Below are 15,897 nucleotides of genomic sequence, written 5' to 3' on the forward strand. Positions count from 1 at the left end.
CGATCAATCCGCCATGGCGGGGCGCTGGCCGGCGCCCTAGATTCGGCAGGGTGACCCGAGACGAATCCGCCCCGAGCCGTATCCAGCTCCCCACGGCCCCCGCCGACCAGCAGCTCATCCTCGACGGTGGCGGCGTGGCCTGCTGGAGCGAGCCGGTGCAGATCGACACCTACGAGGCCGGCGAGCCCGACCGCTACCCGCTGTTCCTCGACCGACGCGTGTACCAAGGCTCGAGCGGCCGGGTGTACCCGCTGCCGATGACCGATCACATCGCGCACGAGAAGCACCCGCGACTGTGGCAGGCCATCCACCTCGAGAACGCCTCGGTGCGGCTCATGCTGCTGCCCGAGCTCGGCGGCCGCGTCCACATCGGCTACGACAAGGTCGCCGGGTACGACTTCTTCTACCGCAACAACGTCATCAAGCCCGCCCTGGTGGCCCTCGCCGGCCCCTGGATCTCGGGCGGCGTGGAGTTCAACTGGCCGCAGCACCACCGGCCGGCGACCTACCTGCCCGTCGACAGCCGCATCGAGCGCGAGGACGACGGCGCCGTCGTCGTCTGGCACAGCGACCTCGATCCGCTGCAGCGGATGCGGGGCGTCCACGGCATCCGCCTGCGGCCCGATTCGTCGCTCATCGAGCTCGAGGCCAGGCTGCACAACCGCACCGACGTGCCGCAGACCTTCCTGTGGTGGGCGAACGTCGCCGCGCGCTCGCACGAGCAGTACCAGTCGTTCTTCCCCGACGACGTGGCGTACGTCGCCGACCACGCCCGACGCGCGATCACGGCGTTCCCCCGTGCGGACCGGCCGTACTACGGCGTCGACTATCCCGCCCTGGCCGCCGAGCGACCCGACTCCGACCGCATCGATATCTACAGCAACATCCCGGTGCCGACGTCGTACATGATCACGGACACCGCGGATTCGTTCTTCGGCGGCTACGACCACGCCGCCCAGGCCGGCTTCGTGCACTGGGCCGACCGGGCCATCTCGCCCGGCAAGAAGCAGTGGACCTGGGGCGACGGGCCGATCGGCCGTGCCTGGGACGCGCAGCTCACCGACGACGACGGCCCCTACGTCGAGCTCATGGCCGGGGTCTACACCGACAACCAGCCGGACTTCTCGTGGCTCGCTCCTGGTGAGACGAAGACGTTCTCGCAGTTCTGGTACCCCATCCACGCCATCGGCCCGGCGCGGCAGGCGACGACGGATGCCGCCGTCTCGCTGGCCGCGCACCCCGACGGCGCCCGCGTCGGTGTCATCGCCACGCGTGCCGTGCCCGGCGCGGTCGTCACGGTGCAGACGGCGTCGGCCGGCACCGCGCGGTGGACCTGCGACCTCGGCCCCGACGCACCGACGGTGCGGGAGGTGTCCGTGCCCGAGTCGACGATCCGCACCATCACCGTGCGCGCTGCCGACGGCCGGGAGCTGGTCACCTGGCGACGCCGCGATGAGAGCGCGCCCGAGCCCTGGGTCGCCGAGGCGCCCGATGCCGCCGAAGACCTGGACTCCAACGACGAGCTGTTCCTCACCGCGCAGCACCTGCTGCAGTACCGGCACCCCTCCCGGCCGGCCGTGCCGTATCTCGAAGAGGCGCTGCGTCGGGACCCCGGCGACACCCGCGCCGCCACCGCGCTGGCGGCCTCGCACCTCGCGCGAGGCCGCTACGACGCCGCGCACGCGCTGCTCAACACCGCCGTCGCGCGTTTGACCCGCCGCAACCTCAACCCCCGCGACGGCGAGGCGCACTACCTGCTGGGTCTGGTGCTCGAGCGCCGGGGCGAGCGGCAGGCCGCCGACGATGCGTTCGCGACCGCATCCTGGCTGAAGGGCTGGCGTACGCCGGCAGTGCTCGCGCGAGCCCGCCTCGCGCTGCACGCGGGACGACCGGACGACGCCCTGGAGCTGGCGACCGGACTCCCCCACGTCCCCGAGGCAGCCCGCCTGCGGGTGCTCGCCCTGCGCCGGCTCGGCTGCGCCGGCGACGCCGACGCCGCACTGAAGCGCCTCATCGACGCCGATCCCCTCGACGCCGCCACCCGCGCCCTCACCGGCGACCGCATCGCCGTGGACCCCCGCACCCCGCTCGACGTCGCCGCCGAGTTCGCCCGCGCCGGGGCCTACGACGAGGCCCTCGCCGCCACGGCCCAGCCGGCCGCGCCGGCCCCGGCGGCGTTCGGCAACGCCGAGCCGATGCGCCACCTGCTGCGGGCGGTGTGGTTCGCCGCGCTCGGTGACGAGACGGCTGCGGCGGAGGAGCGGGCGGCGGCCGCGGCGAGCGACCCGGCCCTGGCGTTCCCCGCAGGCCTCGACCAGTTCGACGCCCTCTCTGCGGCGGTCGCCGCCGAGCCCGAGCACGCCGTCGCGCGGGCGCTGCGCGGCATGTGGCTGCTCGAAGCGGGACGCGCCGGCGATGCCCTCGGCGACCTGCGTGCGGCCACGGCTGCCGGAACCGCCGACACCGTTGCGTGGCGCAACCTGGCGCTGGCGATCATGCACACCGGCGGCTCCCCCACTGAGGCGGATGCCGCGTACGCCCATGCCCTCGGCCTCGCCGTCGACGCGCGTCTCGTCTTCGAGCGCGACCTGCTGGCCCAGGTGCGCGGTCTCGGACCCGCCGAGCGCCTCGCGCTGCTGGAGGAGCACCCCGACCGGCTGCACGAGCGCGACGACCTCGCCCTCGTGCACGCGACGCTGCTGCTCGACGCCGAGCGCGTCGACGAGGCGTGGACCCTGCTCACCGGCCGGGTCTTCCGGCCGTTCGAAGGCGGCGAGGGACGCGTGATCGCCGCCTTCGACCGAGCCTCGTGCGTGCTCGCCCGGCGGATGCTCGCCGCGGGAAACGCGCAGGCCGCGGCCGCGCTGCTGTCGGACGGGCTCGTGCCTCCAGCATCCCTGGGCGAGGGTCGCCACCCCGCCGTGCCGCAGGCGGAACGGCTCGTGCTTCTGGGCGACGCCCTCGTGGCTCTCGACGACGCGGAGGGCGCGCGCCGGGCGTGGTCCGATGCCCGCAGTCACAGCCCTCTGGCGGTCGCCCCGCGACCCGCGGACGAAGCCGACTACTGGATCGGCATGGCGCACCAGCGCCTGGGCGAGCGCGAAGCGGCCGAAGAGGTGTGGGCACGCCTGGAGCGCCGGGCGGTCGAACTCGAAGCGGCCAAGGATGCTGTCGACTACTTCGCCACGTCGCTCCCCGAACTCCTCGTCTTCGACGTCGACACCGCCGCCGCCCGCCGCGTCACCGCAGCACACCTGCGGCAGCTCGCCCGTCAGGGCCGCACCGCCGCATCAGGAAGGATCGGATCATGACCGAGCGCTACCTCGGCTCCGCCGCCACCCCCGTGGACGAGAGCTCCCTGACCGCCGAGATCCCCGCCCATCTGCCGCAGCGCCTGACCATCACCCTGTGGGACTTCTCCTGGTACACCCAGGCCGGTCCCGGACAGCCCTACGCCGACCTCGAGGGCGCCGTGGCCGATGCGGCGTCCCTCGGGTACAACGCCATCCGCATCTGCGCGGCTCCCCTGCTGCTGTTCGGCGGGCTGGGCCTGGACGACCTCGCCGAAGACCTCGAAATCGAGGGTCTGGGGGCCGCGGCCACCGGCGGCTTCTACGGCCAGTGCACCCGCTGGTACGACACCCCCGGCGGCTACCGCATCGACCTCAAGGCGCGCCTGCGGGAGCTTTTCGACGCCGCGGCGCATCACGGCATGGTGATCATCCTCGCCAGCTGGGAGTATCAGCAGTCCCCCGCGTTCGCGGCATCCTCCCGCTGGTTCGATGCGATCGACGCCGTGCCGCTGGCCGAGCGTTACGACGTGCTCGCCCACGCCTGGACGCGCATGATCGCTTGGCTCACCGAGCTCGGTCACCGTGAGCGCATCGCGCTGGTCGAAGTGCACAACGAGGTCGACTTCTCGATCCTCCCCGACATCGCCGCCGACGGCGCGGCATCCGTCGCACGCCTGCGCTCCGACCACCCGGACCTCTTCGTCACCGCCAGCTACGGCAAGCCGCCGCACCTGGCGATGCACCGGGTGCCCGAGGCGCTCGGCGCGGCACAGTGCCACGTGTACTCGTACGGGGTGCTCGACGCCCTGCAGCAGCGCATCGACATCCGTTCCGAGGGCACCGCCGGGTTCCCCAACACCGCCTTCCGGCAGCTGCTGCGCGCCGACGCGCCCTCCGTCGCCGAGTACGGCCGGCCGGCGCCGTGGAAGCTGCAGGCGACGGTCGTCACCGACCAGATGATCTACGGGTACGACTGGGTGGATGCCTCCGCGTGGGACGACTGGCTCGAGGAGCATTACCCGCCCTACGCCGAGGTGATGCACCGCGAGATCGCCTCACGCGTCATCGCCGTGGCGGCGTGGGCGAGGTGGCGGGGCGTCCCCGCCGTGGTCGGCGAAGGCTGGGTCGGATACACCCCGCTGCACGGCGGGTTCGAAGAGGGCGACATCGGGCGCGCGCTGGCCGAGCATGGTGTGCGCACGGCGCTCGACCACGGCGTCTGGGGCGTGGTCCTGTGCTCCAACGCGGCGCCGCACCACCCGATGTGGAAGCTGCGCGACTGGCAGCAGCGCCTCAACGCCGAGATCCTGGCGCGGCGGGCCTGACCCCGCGGCATCCAAGACGCGAAAAAGCCCCCGAAATCGGGGGCTTTTTTCGTGGACCTGAGGGGATTCGAACCCCTGACCTCTTCATTGCGAACGAAGCGCGCTACCAACTGCGCCACAGGCCCGTGAACCTCAGAAAGACTATCACGACCGCCGGCCCTGTCCCGCCGCGCGCGGCCCCGCCTCCGCCCGGCCGCAACTCCTCAACAATCGACGCCGCCGCTGCCGAGAGCCGCTTGCGGACCCCGAATCAGCCGGTTCTTGAGGAGTTGCGACCCGCAAGCCACCCGCAAGCCGCCCGCCACCCGACGAGCTAACGAGAGGAGGAGAAGTCCTTACTGGCCCGAGGCGCGGCGGAGCAGCAGATCGCGCACGTGCGCCTCGATGTCTGCGTCGGCCGATGCCGCGGTGCCGGTGAAAGCCTGCGCGGTCCGGGCGGCGCGGGCGGCGACGATCGACGGGGGTGCCGCGCGCTCGGCGCGCTCCCGCATCGACTCCTCCAGAGCCGCCTGGCGCAGCGCGTCGTGCGCGGCAGCGGCATCGAGGGCGGCAGCGGCACGCGAGCCGGCGGATGCCGTGAGCGGGCGGGGCAGCTCGCGCGGCGTCCAGGCGCGTTCGTCGACCAGCGAGACATCCTGCACGTGCGCGGTGGCCACGTGGCGCACCTCCGCGGCCACGGCGGCGACCGCGACCCCGCGCGAGCCCACGCGCGCCATGCGGTGCAGCAGCAGTCCCGAAGCGGCGACCACCGCTCCCCCGACCCACAGCAGCGTCTGAGCGCCCCACAGGACCAGTTCGACCGCACCCCACGATGCGGCGAGCAAGCCGGCGAGACCGACCATCGTCGTCACCAGGCGGGCGCGGCGACGGGCACGCGCGCGCCGGGCGGCCGGCAGGGCGCGGGCTGCAGCAGCGGCGGCACGGGCGCGCTCCCGAGCGGCTGCCGCGTCGGCGCGAGCCGTCTCTGCGTCTGCACGGGCACGTTCGCGCGCGGCCTCGGCCTCGGCACGGGCCTGCTCGGCGGCCGCCTGCGCTTGCTCGCGCGCGGCCTCGGCTTCGATGCGAGCGAGTTCCTTGGCGGCAGCGGCGTCGACGCGAGCCTTCTCACGGGCGAGGGCGAGCTCGGCGCGCGCCACCTCCAACGAGGCGCTGGCGCGTTCCGCCTCGACCCGCTTGGCGAGTCGCTGCTGGGTGAGTGCGGTGCGGGCGTTCAGTTCGAGCCGCACCTCTTCGGGCGCCTCGCTCGTCTCTGCCAGCACACGCATCGCCCGACCGAGGCGCAGCGCATTGCGCTCCGCGGCCTCGTACTGATGGCGGCTGTGCCAGGACGGCAGCAGGTACACCAACCACAGCCCCACCACGACGGCGACGATCACGCCGCCGCCCAATACCTGCCCACCCATGCCGACCACGGTATGCGACCGCGACCCTCACAGGCCGCGCATCCGTGCGCGTGTCGGACTCTCTCCTTCAACAAGAAGGTGAAGTTCAGCTCGAAAGCCGGTCCGCGGGCGGGATGGCGGCCGCATCCTGGGGCGCCGCCCCGTTGATCCACCGCCGCAGCACGCCTTCGGGCACCTCCTCGCGCACCAGCGCGAAGGTGTAGTGATCGCGCCAGTCGCCGTCGATGTGGATGAAACGCCGCCGCAGTCCCTCGTACCGGAACCCCAGCTTCTCGACCACGCGCAGGCTCGCGGTGTTCTCCGGCCGGATGCAGATCTCCATGCGGTGCAGCCCCAACTCGGTGAAGCACACATCGGTCGCCAGCGCCACGGAGGTGGGCGTGATGTTGCGGCCCGCGAACCGCTTGCTGACCCAGTAGCCGATGGTGGCCGAGGCGAGCGAGCCGCGGGCGATGCCCCATACGTTCAGCTGCCCCGCGACCTCGCCCGCGTGCTCCATGACGAAGGGCACGCCGAGCCCGTCGCGATACTGCTGCAGCAGGCGCTTGACGCCCAGCCGCATGTCGAACGACGTCGGTCCGTCAGGACTCGTCGCCTCCCAGGGCCGCAGCCAGGCGCGGTTCTCCATCAGCTCGTTCTGCAGCGTCCGCGCATCACGCGGGCGCACGATCCGGATCGAGATGGGACCGTGTTCGCGGGGCGAAAGTTCCACGCATCCCCCTCGGCGCGGCGTCAGAGGTTGGCCGCGAAGTCCTTGAGCCAGGGACGCAGCTCCGGACCGAGGTCGTCCCGGTCGCTCGCCAGCTGCACGATGGCCTTGATGTAGTCCACCCTATCGCCGGTGTCGTACCGGCGACCGCGGAACACGACACCGCGCACGCCGGGACCCTCGGGGGCCGTAGCGAGCTCCTGCAGCGCGTCGGTCAGCTGAATCTCTCCGCCCTTGCCCGGCTCGGTGTGCTCGAGGATGGCGAAGACGCTCGGGGCCAGCACATAGCGGCCGATCACGGCGTAGTTCGACGGGGCATCCTCGGCCTTCGGCTTCTCAACGAGGCCGGTCACCCGCACGATGTCGTCGTCATCGGTCGGCTCGATCGCCGCGACGCCGTACATGTGCACCTGCGACGGCTCCACCTCCATGAGCGCCACGATGGCGGCGCCGGTGCGCTCGTGCTCCTCCATCATGCGGGTGAGAAGCGGATCACGCTCGTCGATGAGGTCGTCGCCGAGCAGCACCGCGAAGGGGTGGTCCCCGACGTGGCGACGCGCGCGCAGCACGGCGTGGCCCAGTCCCTTGGGGTCACCCTGGCGCACCATGTGGATGTCCGCCAGGTCGGTGGACTGCTCCACCTTCTTCAGCTTCTCGTGGTCGCCCTTCGCGCGCAGACGCTCTTCGAGCTCCGGCATCTGGTCGAAGTGGTTGGCGATGTTGTTCTTGTTGCGGCCGATGATGATGAGCACATCTTGGATGCCGGCCTGCGTCGCCTCTTCCACGACGTACTGGATCGCGGGCTTGTCCACCACGGGCAGCATCTCTTTGGGCATGGCCTTGGTGGCAGGCAGGAACCGGGTACCGAGTCCGGCCGCGGGAATGACGGCTTTGAAGGGCAGTGGCATGCCGTCAGTGTATCGGTGGCGTCCAATGCGCCGGGACATGCCCTGGTGCGACCTAGAATCGAGTCCATGTCCGACGGCATAGATGACGCCAAGCGTGCACTGCGCGCGGAGCTGCGCGAGCGCCGGCAGCAGCTGAGCGATCAGGCTCGCGAAACCGCAGAAGAAGGCGTGCGCGCGCAGCTCGATGCTCTCGTGGACCGCACCGGCGCACGCTCGGTGTCGTGCTTCCTTTCCACGCCCACCGAACCGGGCACCCGGTCGTTCGTGAACGCGGCCGTGGAGCGCGGCGTCCGGGTGCTGCTTCCCGTCACCCGCACCGATGGACTGCTGGACTGGGCTGTCGCCACGCCCGACGGCGACGTCACCCACGGACTGTTCGGACTGCCCGAGCCCGTCGGCGAGCTGCTCGGCCCCATCGCCGTGGGCGACGTGGACCTGCTCATCATCCCCGCCGCCGCCGTCGACCGTTCCGGCATGCGCCTGGGCTGGGGTCGCGGATACTTCGACAAGACGATCGGCTCGATGGAACGCTGCCCGCCGGTGTACGCCGTGGTCTTCGACGCGGAGCTGCTCGACGAGGTGCCCCGCGACGTTCACGACCAGCCCGTAACCGGCGTCGTCACCCCCACCCAGACCGTCGTGCTCGCGCACGACCGCCACTGATCCCCCCGAGGAAGAACACCATGCCTACCTACGCGTATGCCTGCAAGCAGTGCAGCCACCGCTTCGATGCCGTCCAGTCCTTCACCGATCCTTCACTGACCGAGTGCCCCGAGTGCGGCGGCGTGCTGCGCAAGGAGTACGGCCAGATCGGGGTCACCTTCAACGGCTCCGGCTTCTACCGCACCGACTCTCGGGCCGCCGCAGGCGGCTCCGGCGGCGGCAACGGCGGCGGCAACGGCGGCGGCAAGAGCGGCGGCAAGAGCGAGCCCAAGAAGGATGCCGCTGCCAGCTCCTCGTCTACCGCATCGACCTCTTCTTCGTCATCATCGTCTTCAGGGGCATCCGCCTCCCCCGCCGCGGCGGGTTCCTGACCGGCGTGGCCGGCGAGACGAAGGGAGTCCTCGTGATCAAGGGCTTCAAAGATTTCATCATGCGCGGCAATGTCATCGATCTGGCCGTCGCGGTCGTCATCGGCGGCGCGTTCACCGCCCTGGTGAACGCAGTCGTCAGCACCATCATCACGCCGATCGTCGCTCTCTTCTATGAGGAGAACCAAGACGGCATCGCCGGACCGACCATCTACGGCATCTATGGTCAGCCGGTCACCTTCCCGCTGGGCGAGCTCATCAGCGCGGTCATCAGCTTCTTCGCCGTCGCGCTCGTCGTCTACTTCGTTTTCGTCGTGCCGATGAACCGGTGGAAGGAGCGCCAGGCGCGCAAGGCCGGCGTCACCGAGGCCGAGGAGAACAAGCTCCCCACCGAGCAGGAGCTGCTCGTGCAGATCCGCGACCTGCTGGAGAAGCAGCGCGCGTAGCCGTCCTCACCAGTGCGGGGGGACGTCCCTGCGCAGCTGCTCGTCGTTCGGCCCGGATGCCGCAGCCCCCGTCACAGGAGGCGCGGGATCCGGGCCGTCGGCGTCTGCGGGGACCGGCTCGGCGCTGGTGCCGGGTGCCGGGGTCAGCTTCGCCCGGCGCGCTCCGGGAACGCGCTGAATGTGCTGACGCTCATTCGATGACATCGATGGGCTGGGTCGTGGTGTCGGCCGTCGGGGTCTCGGGCTGCACGCCGAGAATGGCGGCGATGCGGGCGGCGACACCGGCCGGGTCGCTGTACAGGTCGAACGCGTGCACCCGCACGTAGTGCCAGCCGAGGCGCCGGAGGATCAGAGGGCGCAGGCGCAGCGACTCTCGCAGCGACTCCCCGATCGTCTCGGGGTCGCTTTCGGCGACGACGGCCTTGCCCCGGTGCTGCGCGACGAGGGGCAGGAGTCCCCGGTAGTCGACATCCACCGCGACGCCCAGTCGGCGCAGCTCGCGGGCGAGCGCGAGGGTCAGCGGGTCGGCGAGGTCTTCGAGACGGGCTTCGCGAGACCGGGCGGCGATGCCGCCGAGGATGGACATGAGGGTCGCGGCGCCGTACTCGAGGCGTCCTTCATCGAAAGCCGACGGGCGGATCGATGACACGATCACCATCGACCGCCGCGCGCGGGTCATGCCGACCGTGAGCAACCGCTCCCCGTCGGGCGTGGACAGATCACCGAAGTCGCTCAGCACCCGGCCGTGCCGGGTCAGGCCGAAGCCGAGGGAGAAGATGACGCGGTCGCGGCTCTCGGCCACCGACTCTTCGAGCGTGAGCACGGCGAGCGGCTCTGCGGTGTCGCGCGAGAGGAAGTCGGCGACGTCGGACCGGCCGGCGAACGCGGCCTCGACGGCGGCGCGCACCCGCTCGGCGTGCCGTGCGCTGGCGGTGACGACCATCAGCGACTCGGAGCCGCGGTTGACGGCATGCTCGACCACGAGTGTGACCACACGGGCGACCTCGGCGTCGGGACTCTCCACCGCTCCGGTGACGGGGTCGGGCGCGCCGACACCGCCCTCCACGTAGTCCACGCCCAGGCTTCCGCGCCCGAGGTACGAACCCGCCCACGGCAGAGAGGTGATCTCGCCGCCGTAGAAGGCGTCGTTGACGAGCTCGGCGAGGTCTTCGCCGCCGGCGCGGTAGCTGCGGGTCAGCGTCTCGACCGGGAGCAGCTCCGCCAGACGCTCGAAGACGCTGGGCTCGTCGGGGTCGATCTGCGGCTCGTCGTCCTCGACCGCGCCCGCAAGCGCCGCCGACACCCGGAACGGGGTGGGCTTCTGCGTCACGGGGTCGCCGAGCAGCACCACCTGGCGCGCACGCCGCAGGGCCGGCGCAGCCTCGGCGAGGCTGAGAGCGGCGGCATCCGCCACGATCACCACGTCGAACTGCGGCGAATCCGGGATCTGCGGAATCTCGTACGGCGATGCCAGCCACACCGGCGCGAGAGCGCGCATGAGGGTCGGCGCGTAGCCGGTGAGCTCTTCAGCGGTGGCGGAGCCTTCGCGCAGCGCCTGCTTGAGCGATGCCGCCTCGACCGGCTCATCGACGATCGCGATCTTCCACCGCGTCGCCAGCTGGGCAGCCAGAAGGGGGCCGGATGCCGCTGCGTGAGCCTCATCGACCAGCCGGAAGTCCCGCTCCAGGCGATCGACGACCGACGTGTTCGCGCCCAGCAGCGCACGGTCGCTGCGCAGCAGGTGCTCCAGCGCCGACTGCCACCACGCGAACTCCAGCTCGGCGGTCACCTGGTCTTCGGGCACGTGGCGCACCGACAACTCGGTCAGCAAGGGCTCGAGTCCGAGCTCGGCGAGCTCGGTGCGCAGGGTCGCGCGCTCGACGAGGTTGTCGAACACGTCCGACTTGGCTGCGAGGCTCGCAAGCGTCCGCAGCAGCTGCGGGATGGGCATGTGGGTGAGCGACTGCACGGCGCTGCGGCCGAGCACCGCGTCGAGCGCGGTCAGGTCGGCGTCGACGCGCTGCCACGCGGTGTGCACGTCGGCAAGTCCCAGCGGCACCTCGGGCAGCACGCCCGGCTCGACGTAGCGCTGCCATTCGGCGCGCTGCTGCTGCACGCGCAGCAGCCCCGCGTGCATGTCGGTGACGTGCATCCCGGGGCGCACGTACTCGCGGGCCAGCTTCTTGAGCCGTCGGCGGTTCGCCCCGGTCATCTCCGGCGCGTCGCGACGGTTGCCGTGCGCCTGGATCAACTCCGCGAGCGGCCGTTCGAAGACGGTCAGGCTGAATCGGTCGAGCGAGTCGCGCATGCCCTGCAGCAGTCGCAGGTAGCCGCCGAGCTCGGCGACGGTCTGGAACGGACGCATGCGCGTCTGGCCGATCAGCTCGTAGCCCCGCTCGAGCAGCGAGGGCACATCGGTGCGCTGCAGCCGCGAGGCGAGGGCGTGCGCGCCGCGGGCGTCTTCGGTCGTGGCGAAGCTGACGCCGTACCACGGCGAGTCGTCGGGGCCGAAGCGGAACTCCCCCAGCCGGGCGGCCGCCGCGAGCTTGGCGCCTGCCTCGGTTCGCCGGGTCGACAGTCGCACCAGTGTCGTGAGATCCAGCCGCGCGCTGGTCGAGGGCTGCGGATCCCGCGCGGCCAGCGTCGTAAGCGTGCGCAACGCCTCGAGCGGTGAGACGCCGATGGTCGGATGCCGGGTCGTCAGCGCCCCGCGGTAGTCGCGCAGCACACTGCGCAGACGCACGAGCGCGTCGTCGATGTCGGCGACCTTGGGCTGCTCGGCCTTCTCGTTGCGGGCGATCGCCCGCACGAGGTCGCGGTGAAGCTGCCGAGGAGTGACGGCGAGACCGGGCAGACCGATCCCGGCCAGACGGTGGCGCACGCCCTCGAGGGTCGAGCGGCGGGCGCTGACGACGAGCACCCGCTTTCCCTCCTGCACCAGGGAACCGACGGCGTTGATGACGGTCTGCGTGCCGCCGGTGCCGGGGAGGGTGTGCACGACGAGCGACTGCCCCGCCGCGATGCGGGCGAGCACGCCTTCCTGCTCGGAGTCGGCATCGAGCAGAAGCGTGTCGGCGGTGGGCGAGCGCTCGTCGGCACCGAGCATGGGCGGCACCGTGCGCACCGCGGTGAGCTGCTCACGGTCGGCGGCGTGGCCGGCGAGCGCGTTGAGCACCGGGTGGTCGAGGCGGGCGAGGTCGGTCTCCATCGCCGAGCCGACGTCGGCGAAGGTCGACACGACCAGCCGAGGCTGCACCGTGAAGGTGGGGATGCGCGCGGTGAGGGCGCGCAGATGGTCGATGACCGGCTGCGGCTTGAACACGCCGCCGTCATACGCGAGCGCGGCGAGCGCCCGGCCGTCGAGCTCGATGCCGAAGTGTGTGCGGGCGGCACGCACCAGCTCGGGGTTGATCGTGAACGAGCCGTGCAGCTTCAGCTCGAAGTCGCTGTGATGCCGACGGATCGCCAGCGGACGCAGCAGCACCGGGGCGCTGCAGGCGAGCCCGCCCATGCGCCAGGTGGCCAGGCCCACGGCCAGGTTCACGGTGTCGAGGCCACGCGCCGTGCGCAGTTCGACGTCGCGCGCCGTGATGCGCTCGGCGGCGAGCCGCGCGCCGCGGAGGGCCACCTCGTCGCGGAACAGGTTCGACAGCAGGGTCGAGCGACCGGTGATGAACTGCGGCAGGCTTCCCGGATGGGCCTTGGTGATCTCGATGCCCGCGTCGCCGGCGTCGACGTAGTGAAGGAGGCTGGACCGTCCGCCCAGGCGGGCCGCCTCATGCCTCAGTCGTGCCCGCTCGCCCTCGGCGACGTGCGTCACCGTCACACCGGGGTCGGCCACGCCGAGATCGCCGGGCGCCACAGACGCGGCACGATCCGCTTCCGCGGCATCCACCGTCGCACTGCCGTCTCCTCGCCACACACGAGCCAGACTAAGCCGACCGCGCCGCTGCGGCCGGACATGCACCCGAGTTTCGCGGTATTGCCCGACACGCCGGGCTATCGGCGCTTCCTCCCCCGCGGCGAATACGGGCGGCCCATCCCCCGATCGGGCCCCATGCCCTCCGCAGCCGCAGACGCGCGGCCAGGATGGGCCTATGACCTCCAGCGCGTACTCGGTGCACCCGACACCGGTCGGCGACGCCCTCATCGTGATGAGCGATGAGGGCCTCGTCGCCCTCCAGCTGATCGACGGGCCGGCGGGCGATGCGCTCGCCGCCCTGTCGGCGGCACTCGGCGCCGTTCCCGACCGCGATCCCGCCGCGACCGGCCGGGTCACCGCCGAGCTCGACGAGTACTTCGCCGGTCGGCGCCGCGCGTTCGACGTGCCGATCGACTGGCGCCTCACCAGGGGATTCATGCGCGAGGCGCTGCAGGTGGTGTGCCGCATCCCCTATGCCCAGACGGCGTCGTACGGCGAGGTCGCACTCGGCGCCGGCCACCCCAACGCTCACCGGGCCGTCGGCACCGCCTGCGCCCGCACCCCCTTCTCGCTGATCGTCCCCGTGCACCGGGTGGTGCGCTCCGACGGCTCGATCGGCGAGTATGGCGGCCACCCCGGCGTCAAGCGGTTCCTGCTCGACCTCGAAGCTGCGGCGGGCGAGTAGGCCGCCCGCATGCAGAGCGGCCCCGGGCATCGCCCGGGGCCGCTCAATCGACGCGGTCGCGTCAGTGGTTGGTGGCCTTCTCCGCACCGAAGCCGGTGAGAGAGCGCACATCCATCTCGGCTGCCAGCCGCGGGTCCTCCTTCTTGCTGGAGGTCACCGTTCCGAGCCAGCCGAGGAAGAACCCGAGCGGGATCGAGACGATGCCCGGGTTGTTCAGCGGCCAGATCGCGGGGCCGGTGTCCTTGAACACGCTCGTCTCCGTGCCCCAGAAGACCGGGGACAGGAAGATGAGGATGACGGCGGCGGCGAGGCCTCCGTACATGCTCCACACCGCGCCGCGCGTGGTGAACTTGCGCCAGAACAGCGAGTACAGGATCGTCGGCAGGTTCGCCGAGGCGGCGACCGCGAAGGCCAGTGCCACGAGGAACGCCACGTTCTGGCCCTGCACTCCGATGCCACCGAGGATCGACAGCACGCCGATCACGATCACCGTGCGCCGAGCGATCTTGACCTCGGCGTCGGGTGCGACCTTGCCCTTCTTCACCACGTTGGCGTAGATGTCGTGGGCGAACGAGGCTGCCGCGGTGATGGTGAGCCCGGCGACGACCGCGAGGATCGTCGCGAACGCCACCGCCGAGATGAACCCGAGCAGGATCGGTCCGCCGAGCTCCAGCGCCAGCAGCGGGGCTGCGGAGTTCACACCACCAGGAGCGGCGGCGATGACCTCGGGCGTGACCAGGGCGCCGGCGCCGTAGCCCAGCACGAGGGTGAGCAGGTAGAACAGACCGATCAGCCAGATGGCCCAGACCACCGAGCGACGCGCCTCCTTGGCGGTCGGCACCGTGTAGAACCGCATCAGCACGTGCGGCAGACCCGCCGTGCCGAGCACCAGGGCCAGCGCGAGGGAGATGAAGTCCCACGGGTTGGCGCCGTACTGCAGGCCGGGGCCGAGCACGTCCTCGCCCGCCGGCGACGCGGCCACGGCGGCCTCGAGCAGCGAGTTGAAGTTGAAGCCGTAGAGCGCGAGCACCCAGATCGTCATGCCCAGCGCGCCACCGATGAGCAGGAACGCCTTGACGATCTGCACCCACGTGGTGCCCTTCATGCCGCCGATGAGCACATAGAGGATCATCAGCAGGCCGACGACGGCGACCACGATCGACTGCCCGATCCTGTCGTCGATGCCCAGCAGCAGCGACACCAGACCGCCGGCGCCGGCCATCTGCGCGAGCAGGTAGAAGAAGCACACCGCGAGGGTCGTGATGGCCGCGGCCATGCGCACCGGAGCCTGCTTGAGACGGAACGACAGCACGTCGGCCATCGTGAACTTGCCGGTGTTGCGCATGAGCTCCGCCACCAGCAGCAGAGCGACCAGCCACGCCACCAGGAAGCCGATGGAGTAGAGGAAGCCGTCGTAGCCGTTGATGGCGATGGCGCCGCAGATTCCAAGGAACGATGCCGCCGAGAGGTAGTCGCCCGAGATGGCGAACCCGTTCTGCGGTCCTGTGAACGAGCGCCCCGCCGCGTAGTAATCCGCCGCGGTCTTGTTGTTGCGGCTCGCCCTGATGACGATGAACAGCGTCACCGCGACGAACGCGCCGAAGATCGAGATGTTGAGGATGGGGTTGTTCTCCGCGGTCTGCACCGCGGCGTCGATCGCGCCGAAGATCTCGTTCATGCCCCCGCCTCCTGCTTCTCCAGCTGCTCACGAATCGCCGTCGCCTGAGGGTCCAGCTTGCGGTTGGCATACCAGACATAGGTCATGGTGATCGCGAACGTGGTCACGAACTGCCCCAGGCCGAAGAGCAGGCCCACCGTGATGTCCCCCGAGACGCGCTGGCTCATGAAGTCGGTCGCGAAGGACGACAGCAGCACGTAGACGAAGTACCAGACGAGGAACGCCACGGCCAAGGGAAAGACGAAACTGCGTTGACTGCGCTTGAGATTGCGGAATTGCGGTGAGTCCTCCACCGCGACGTAGTCGATCGCGCCCGGCGGGGCGGTCTCGTTGGGTCGTGCGGTCATCTGTGCGGCCTCCTTGCCACTCGTGCTGTCCGCTCGGGAGCTCCGCGCCTGTGCGGGGCTTCCCCTCGCGAGGGGTCTCACAACCCACGGAGAGCCCGGGATCTGCCCCCCGCCGCGTGATAGCGTCGACGCTACGAAAGTCGGCGATGG

At 71.1% G+C, this 15,897-nt stretch carries 12 protein-coding genes and 1 tRNA gene; 6 read left to right on the forward strand and 7 right to left on the reverse strand.

Annotated elements, in window-relative coordinates:
- Positions 1-50: 50 nt before the first annotated feature.
- A complete protein-coding gene (locus tag QNO21_RS09795) occupies positions 51-3,311 on the forward strand; it encodes a DUF5107 domain-containing protein (RefSeq protein WP_257517774.1) in 3,261 nt (1,086 codons plus the stop codon).
- Positions 3,308-4,618 carry a cellulase-like family protein gene (locus tag QNO21_RS09800; RefSeq protein ID WP_257517775.1) on the forward strand — a complete coding sequence of 437 codons (1,311 nt, stop codon included), beginning with the start codon at positions 3,308-3,310 and terminating at the stop codon, positions 4,616-4,618. Before QNO21_RS09795 ends, QNO21_RS09800 begins: the two co-directional genes overlap by 4 nt.
- 52 nt (positions 4,619-4,670) lie before the next feature.
- Here the strand turns inward: QNO21_RS09800 and QNO21_RS09805 are convergent.
- The 4 genes from QNO21_RS09805 to galU form a co-directional block, all read right to left on the reverse strand.
- Positions 4,671-4,743 (reverse strand) — tRNA-Ala (locus QNO21_RS09805).
- Positions 4,744-4,953: 210 nt separating this feature from the next.
- Positions 4,954-6,021, reverse strand: coding sequence for a SepX/GlpR family protein (locus QNO21_RS09810; RefSeq protein WP_257517776.1), 1,068 nt, complete (start codon positions 6,019-6,021; stop codon positions 4,954-4,956).
- Positions 6,022-6,106: 85 nt separating this feature from the next.
- Positions 6,107-6,733, reverse strand: coding sequence for a GNAT family N-acetyltransferase (locus QNO21_RS09815; RefSeq protein ID WP_257517777.1), 627 nt, complete (start codon positions 6,731-6,733; stop codon positions 6,107-6,109).
- A gap of 20 nt (positions 6,734-6,753) precedes the next feature.
- Positions 6,754-7,638, reverse strand: a complete 885-nt coding sequence (gene galU, locus QNO21_RS09820) for a UTP--glucose-1-phosphate uridylyltransferase GalU (protein ID WP_257517778.1) — start codon at positions 7,636-7,638, stop codon at positions 6,754-6,756.
- Between the two features lie 66 nt (positions 7,639-7,704).
- Here galU and QNO21_RS09825 point away from each other — a divergent pair, with 66 nt between their 5' ends.
- From QNO21_RS09825 to mscL, 3 genes are read left to right on the forward strand one after another with little or no spacing between them, the layout of a single operon-like run.
- Complete coding sequence (locus tag QNO21_RS09825; RefSeq protein ID WP_257517779.1) at positions 7,705-8,301, forward strand: 5-formyltetrahydrofolate cyclo-ligase; 597 nt, start codon at positions 7,705-7,707, stop codon at positions 8,299-8,301.
- Between the two features lie 20 nt (positions 8,302-8,321).
- Positions 8,322-8,672 (forward strand): FmdB family zinc ribbon protein, encoded by a 351-nt coding sequence (locus tag QNO21_RS09830; RefSeq protein ID WP_257517780.1) that lies wholly within the window; start codon positions 8,322-8,324, stop codon positions 8,670-8,672.
- Positions 8,673-8,704: 32 nt separating this feature from the next.
- On the forward strand, positions 8,705-9,115 hold the full coding sequence (gene mscL, locus QNO21_RS09835) for a large conductance mechanosensitive channel protein MscL (protein WP_257517781.1): 411 nt from the start codon (positions 8,705-8,707) through the stop codon (positions 9,113-9,115).
- A gap of 190 nt (positions 9,116-9,305) precedes the next feature.
- On the opposite strand, the gene QNO21_RS09840 is transcribed toward mscL, so the two are convergent.
- Complete coding sequence (locus QNO21_RS09840) at positions 9,306-13,037, reverse strand: DEAD/DEAH box helicase (protein ID WP_257517782.1); 3,732 nt, start codon at positions 13,035-13,037, stop codon at positions 9,306-9,308.
- A 175-nt stretch (positions 13,038-13,212) separates the two neighbouring features.
- Between QNO21_RS09840 and QNO21_RS09845 the strand changes: the two genes are divergently transcribed.
- Positions 13,213-13,722: a methylated-DNA--[protein]-cysteine S-methyltransferase gene (locus tag QNO21_RS09845; protein WP_257517783.1), complete on the forward strand. Its 510-nt coding sequence runs from the start codon at positions 13,213-13,215 to the stop codon at positions 13,720-13,722.
- A gap of 61 nt (positions 13,723-13,783) precedes the next feature.
- On the opposite strand, the gene QNO21_RS09850 is transcribed toward QNO21_RS09845, so the two are convergent.
- The gene (locus tag QNO21_RS09850; protein WP_257517784.1) at positions 13,784-15,400 is read right to left on the reverse strand and encodes a monocarboxylic acid transporter; all 1,617 of its coding nucleotides are present in this window, start codon (positions 15,398-15,400) and stop codon (positions 13,784-13,786) included.
- A complete protein-coding gene (locus QNO21_RS09855) occupies positions 15,397-15,747 on the reverse strand; it encodes a DUF485 domain-containing protein (RefSeq protein ID WP_257517785.1) in 351 nt (116 codons plus the stop codon). The genes QNO21_RS09850 and QNO21_RS09855 overlap by 4 nt, the downstream gene beginning before the upstream one ends.
- Between the last annotated feature and the right edge of the window lie 150 nt (positions 15,748-15,897).

The organism is Microbacterium sp. zg-Y818, from assembly GCF_030246905.1.
Taxonomy (GTDB): domain Bacteria; phylum Actinomycetota; class Actinomycetes; order Actinomycetales; family Microbacteriaceae; genus Microbacterium.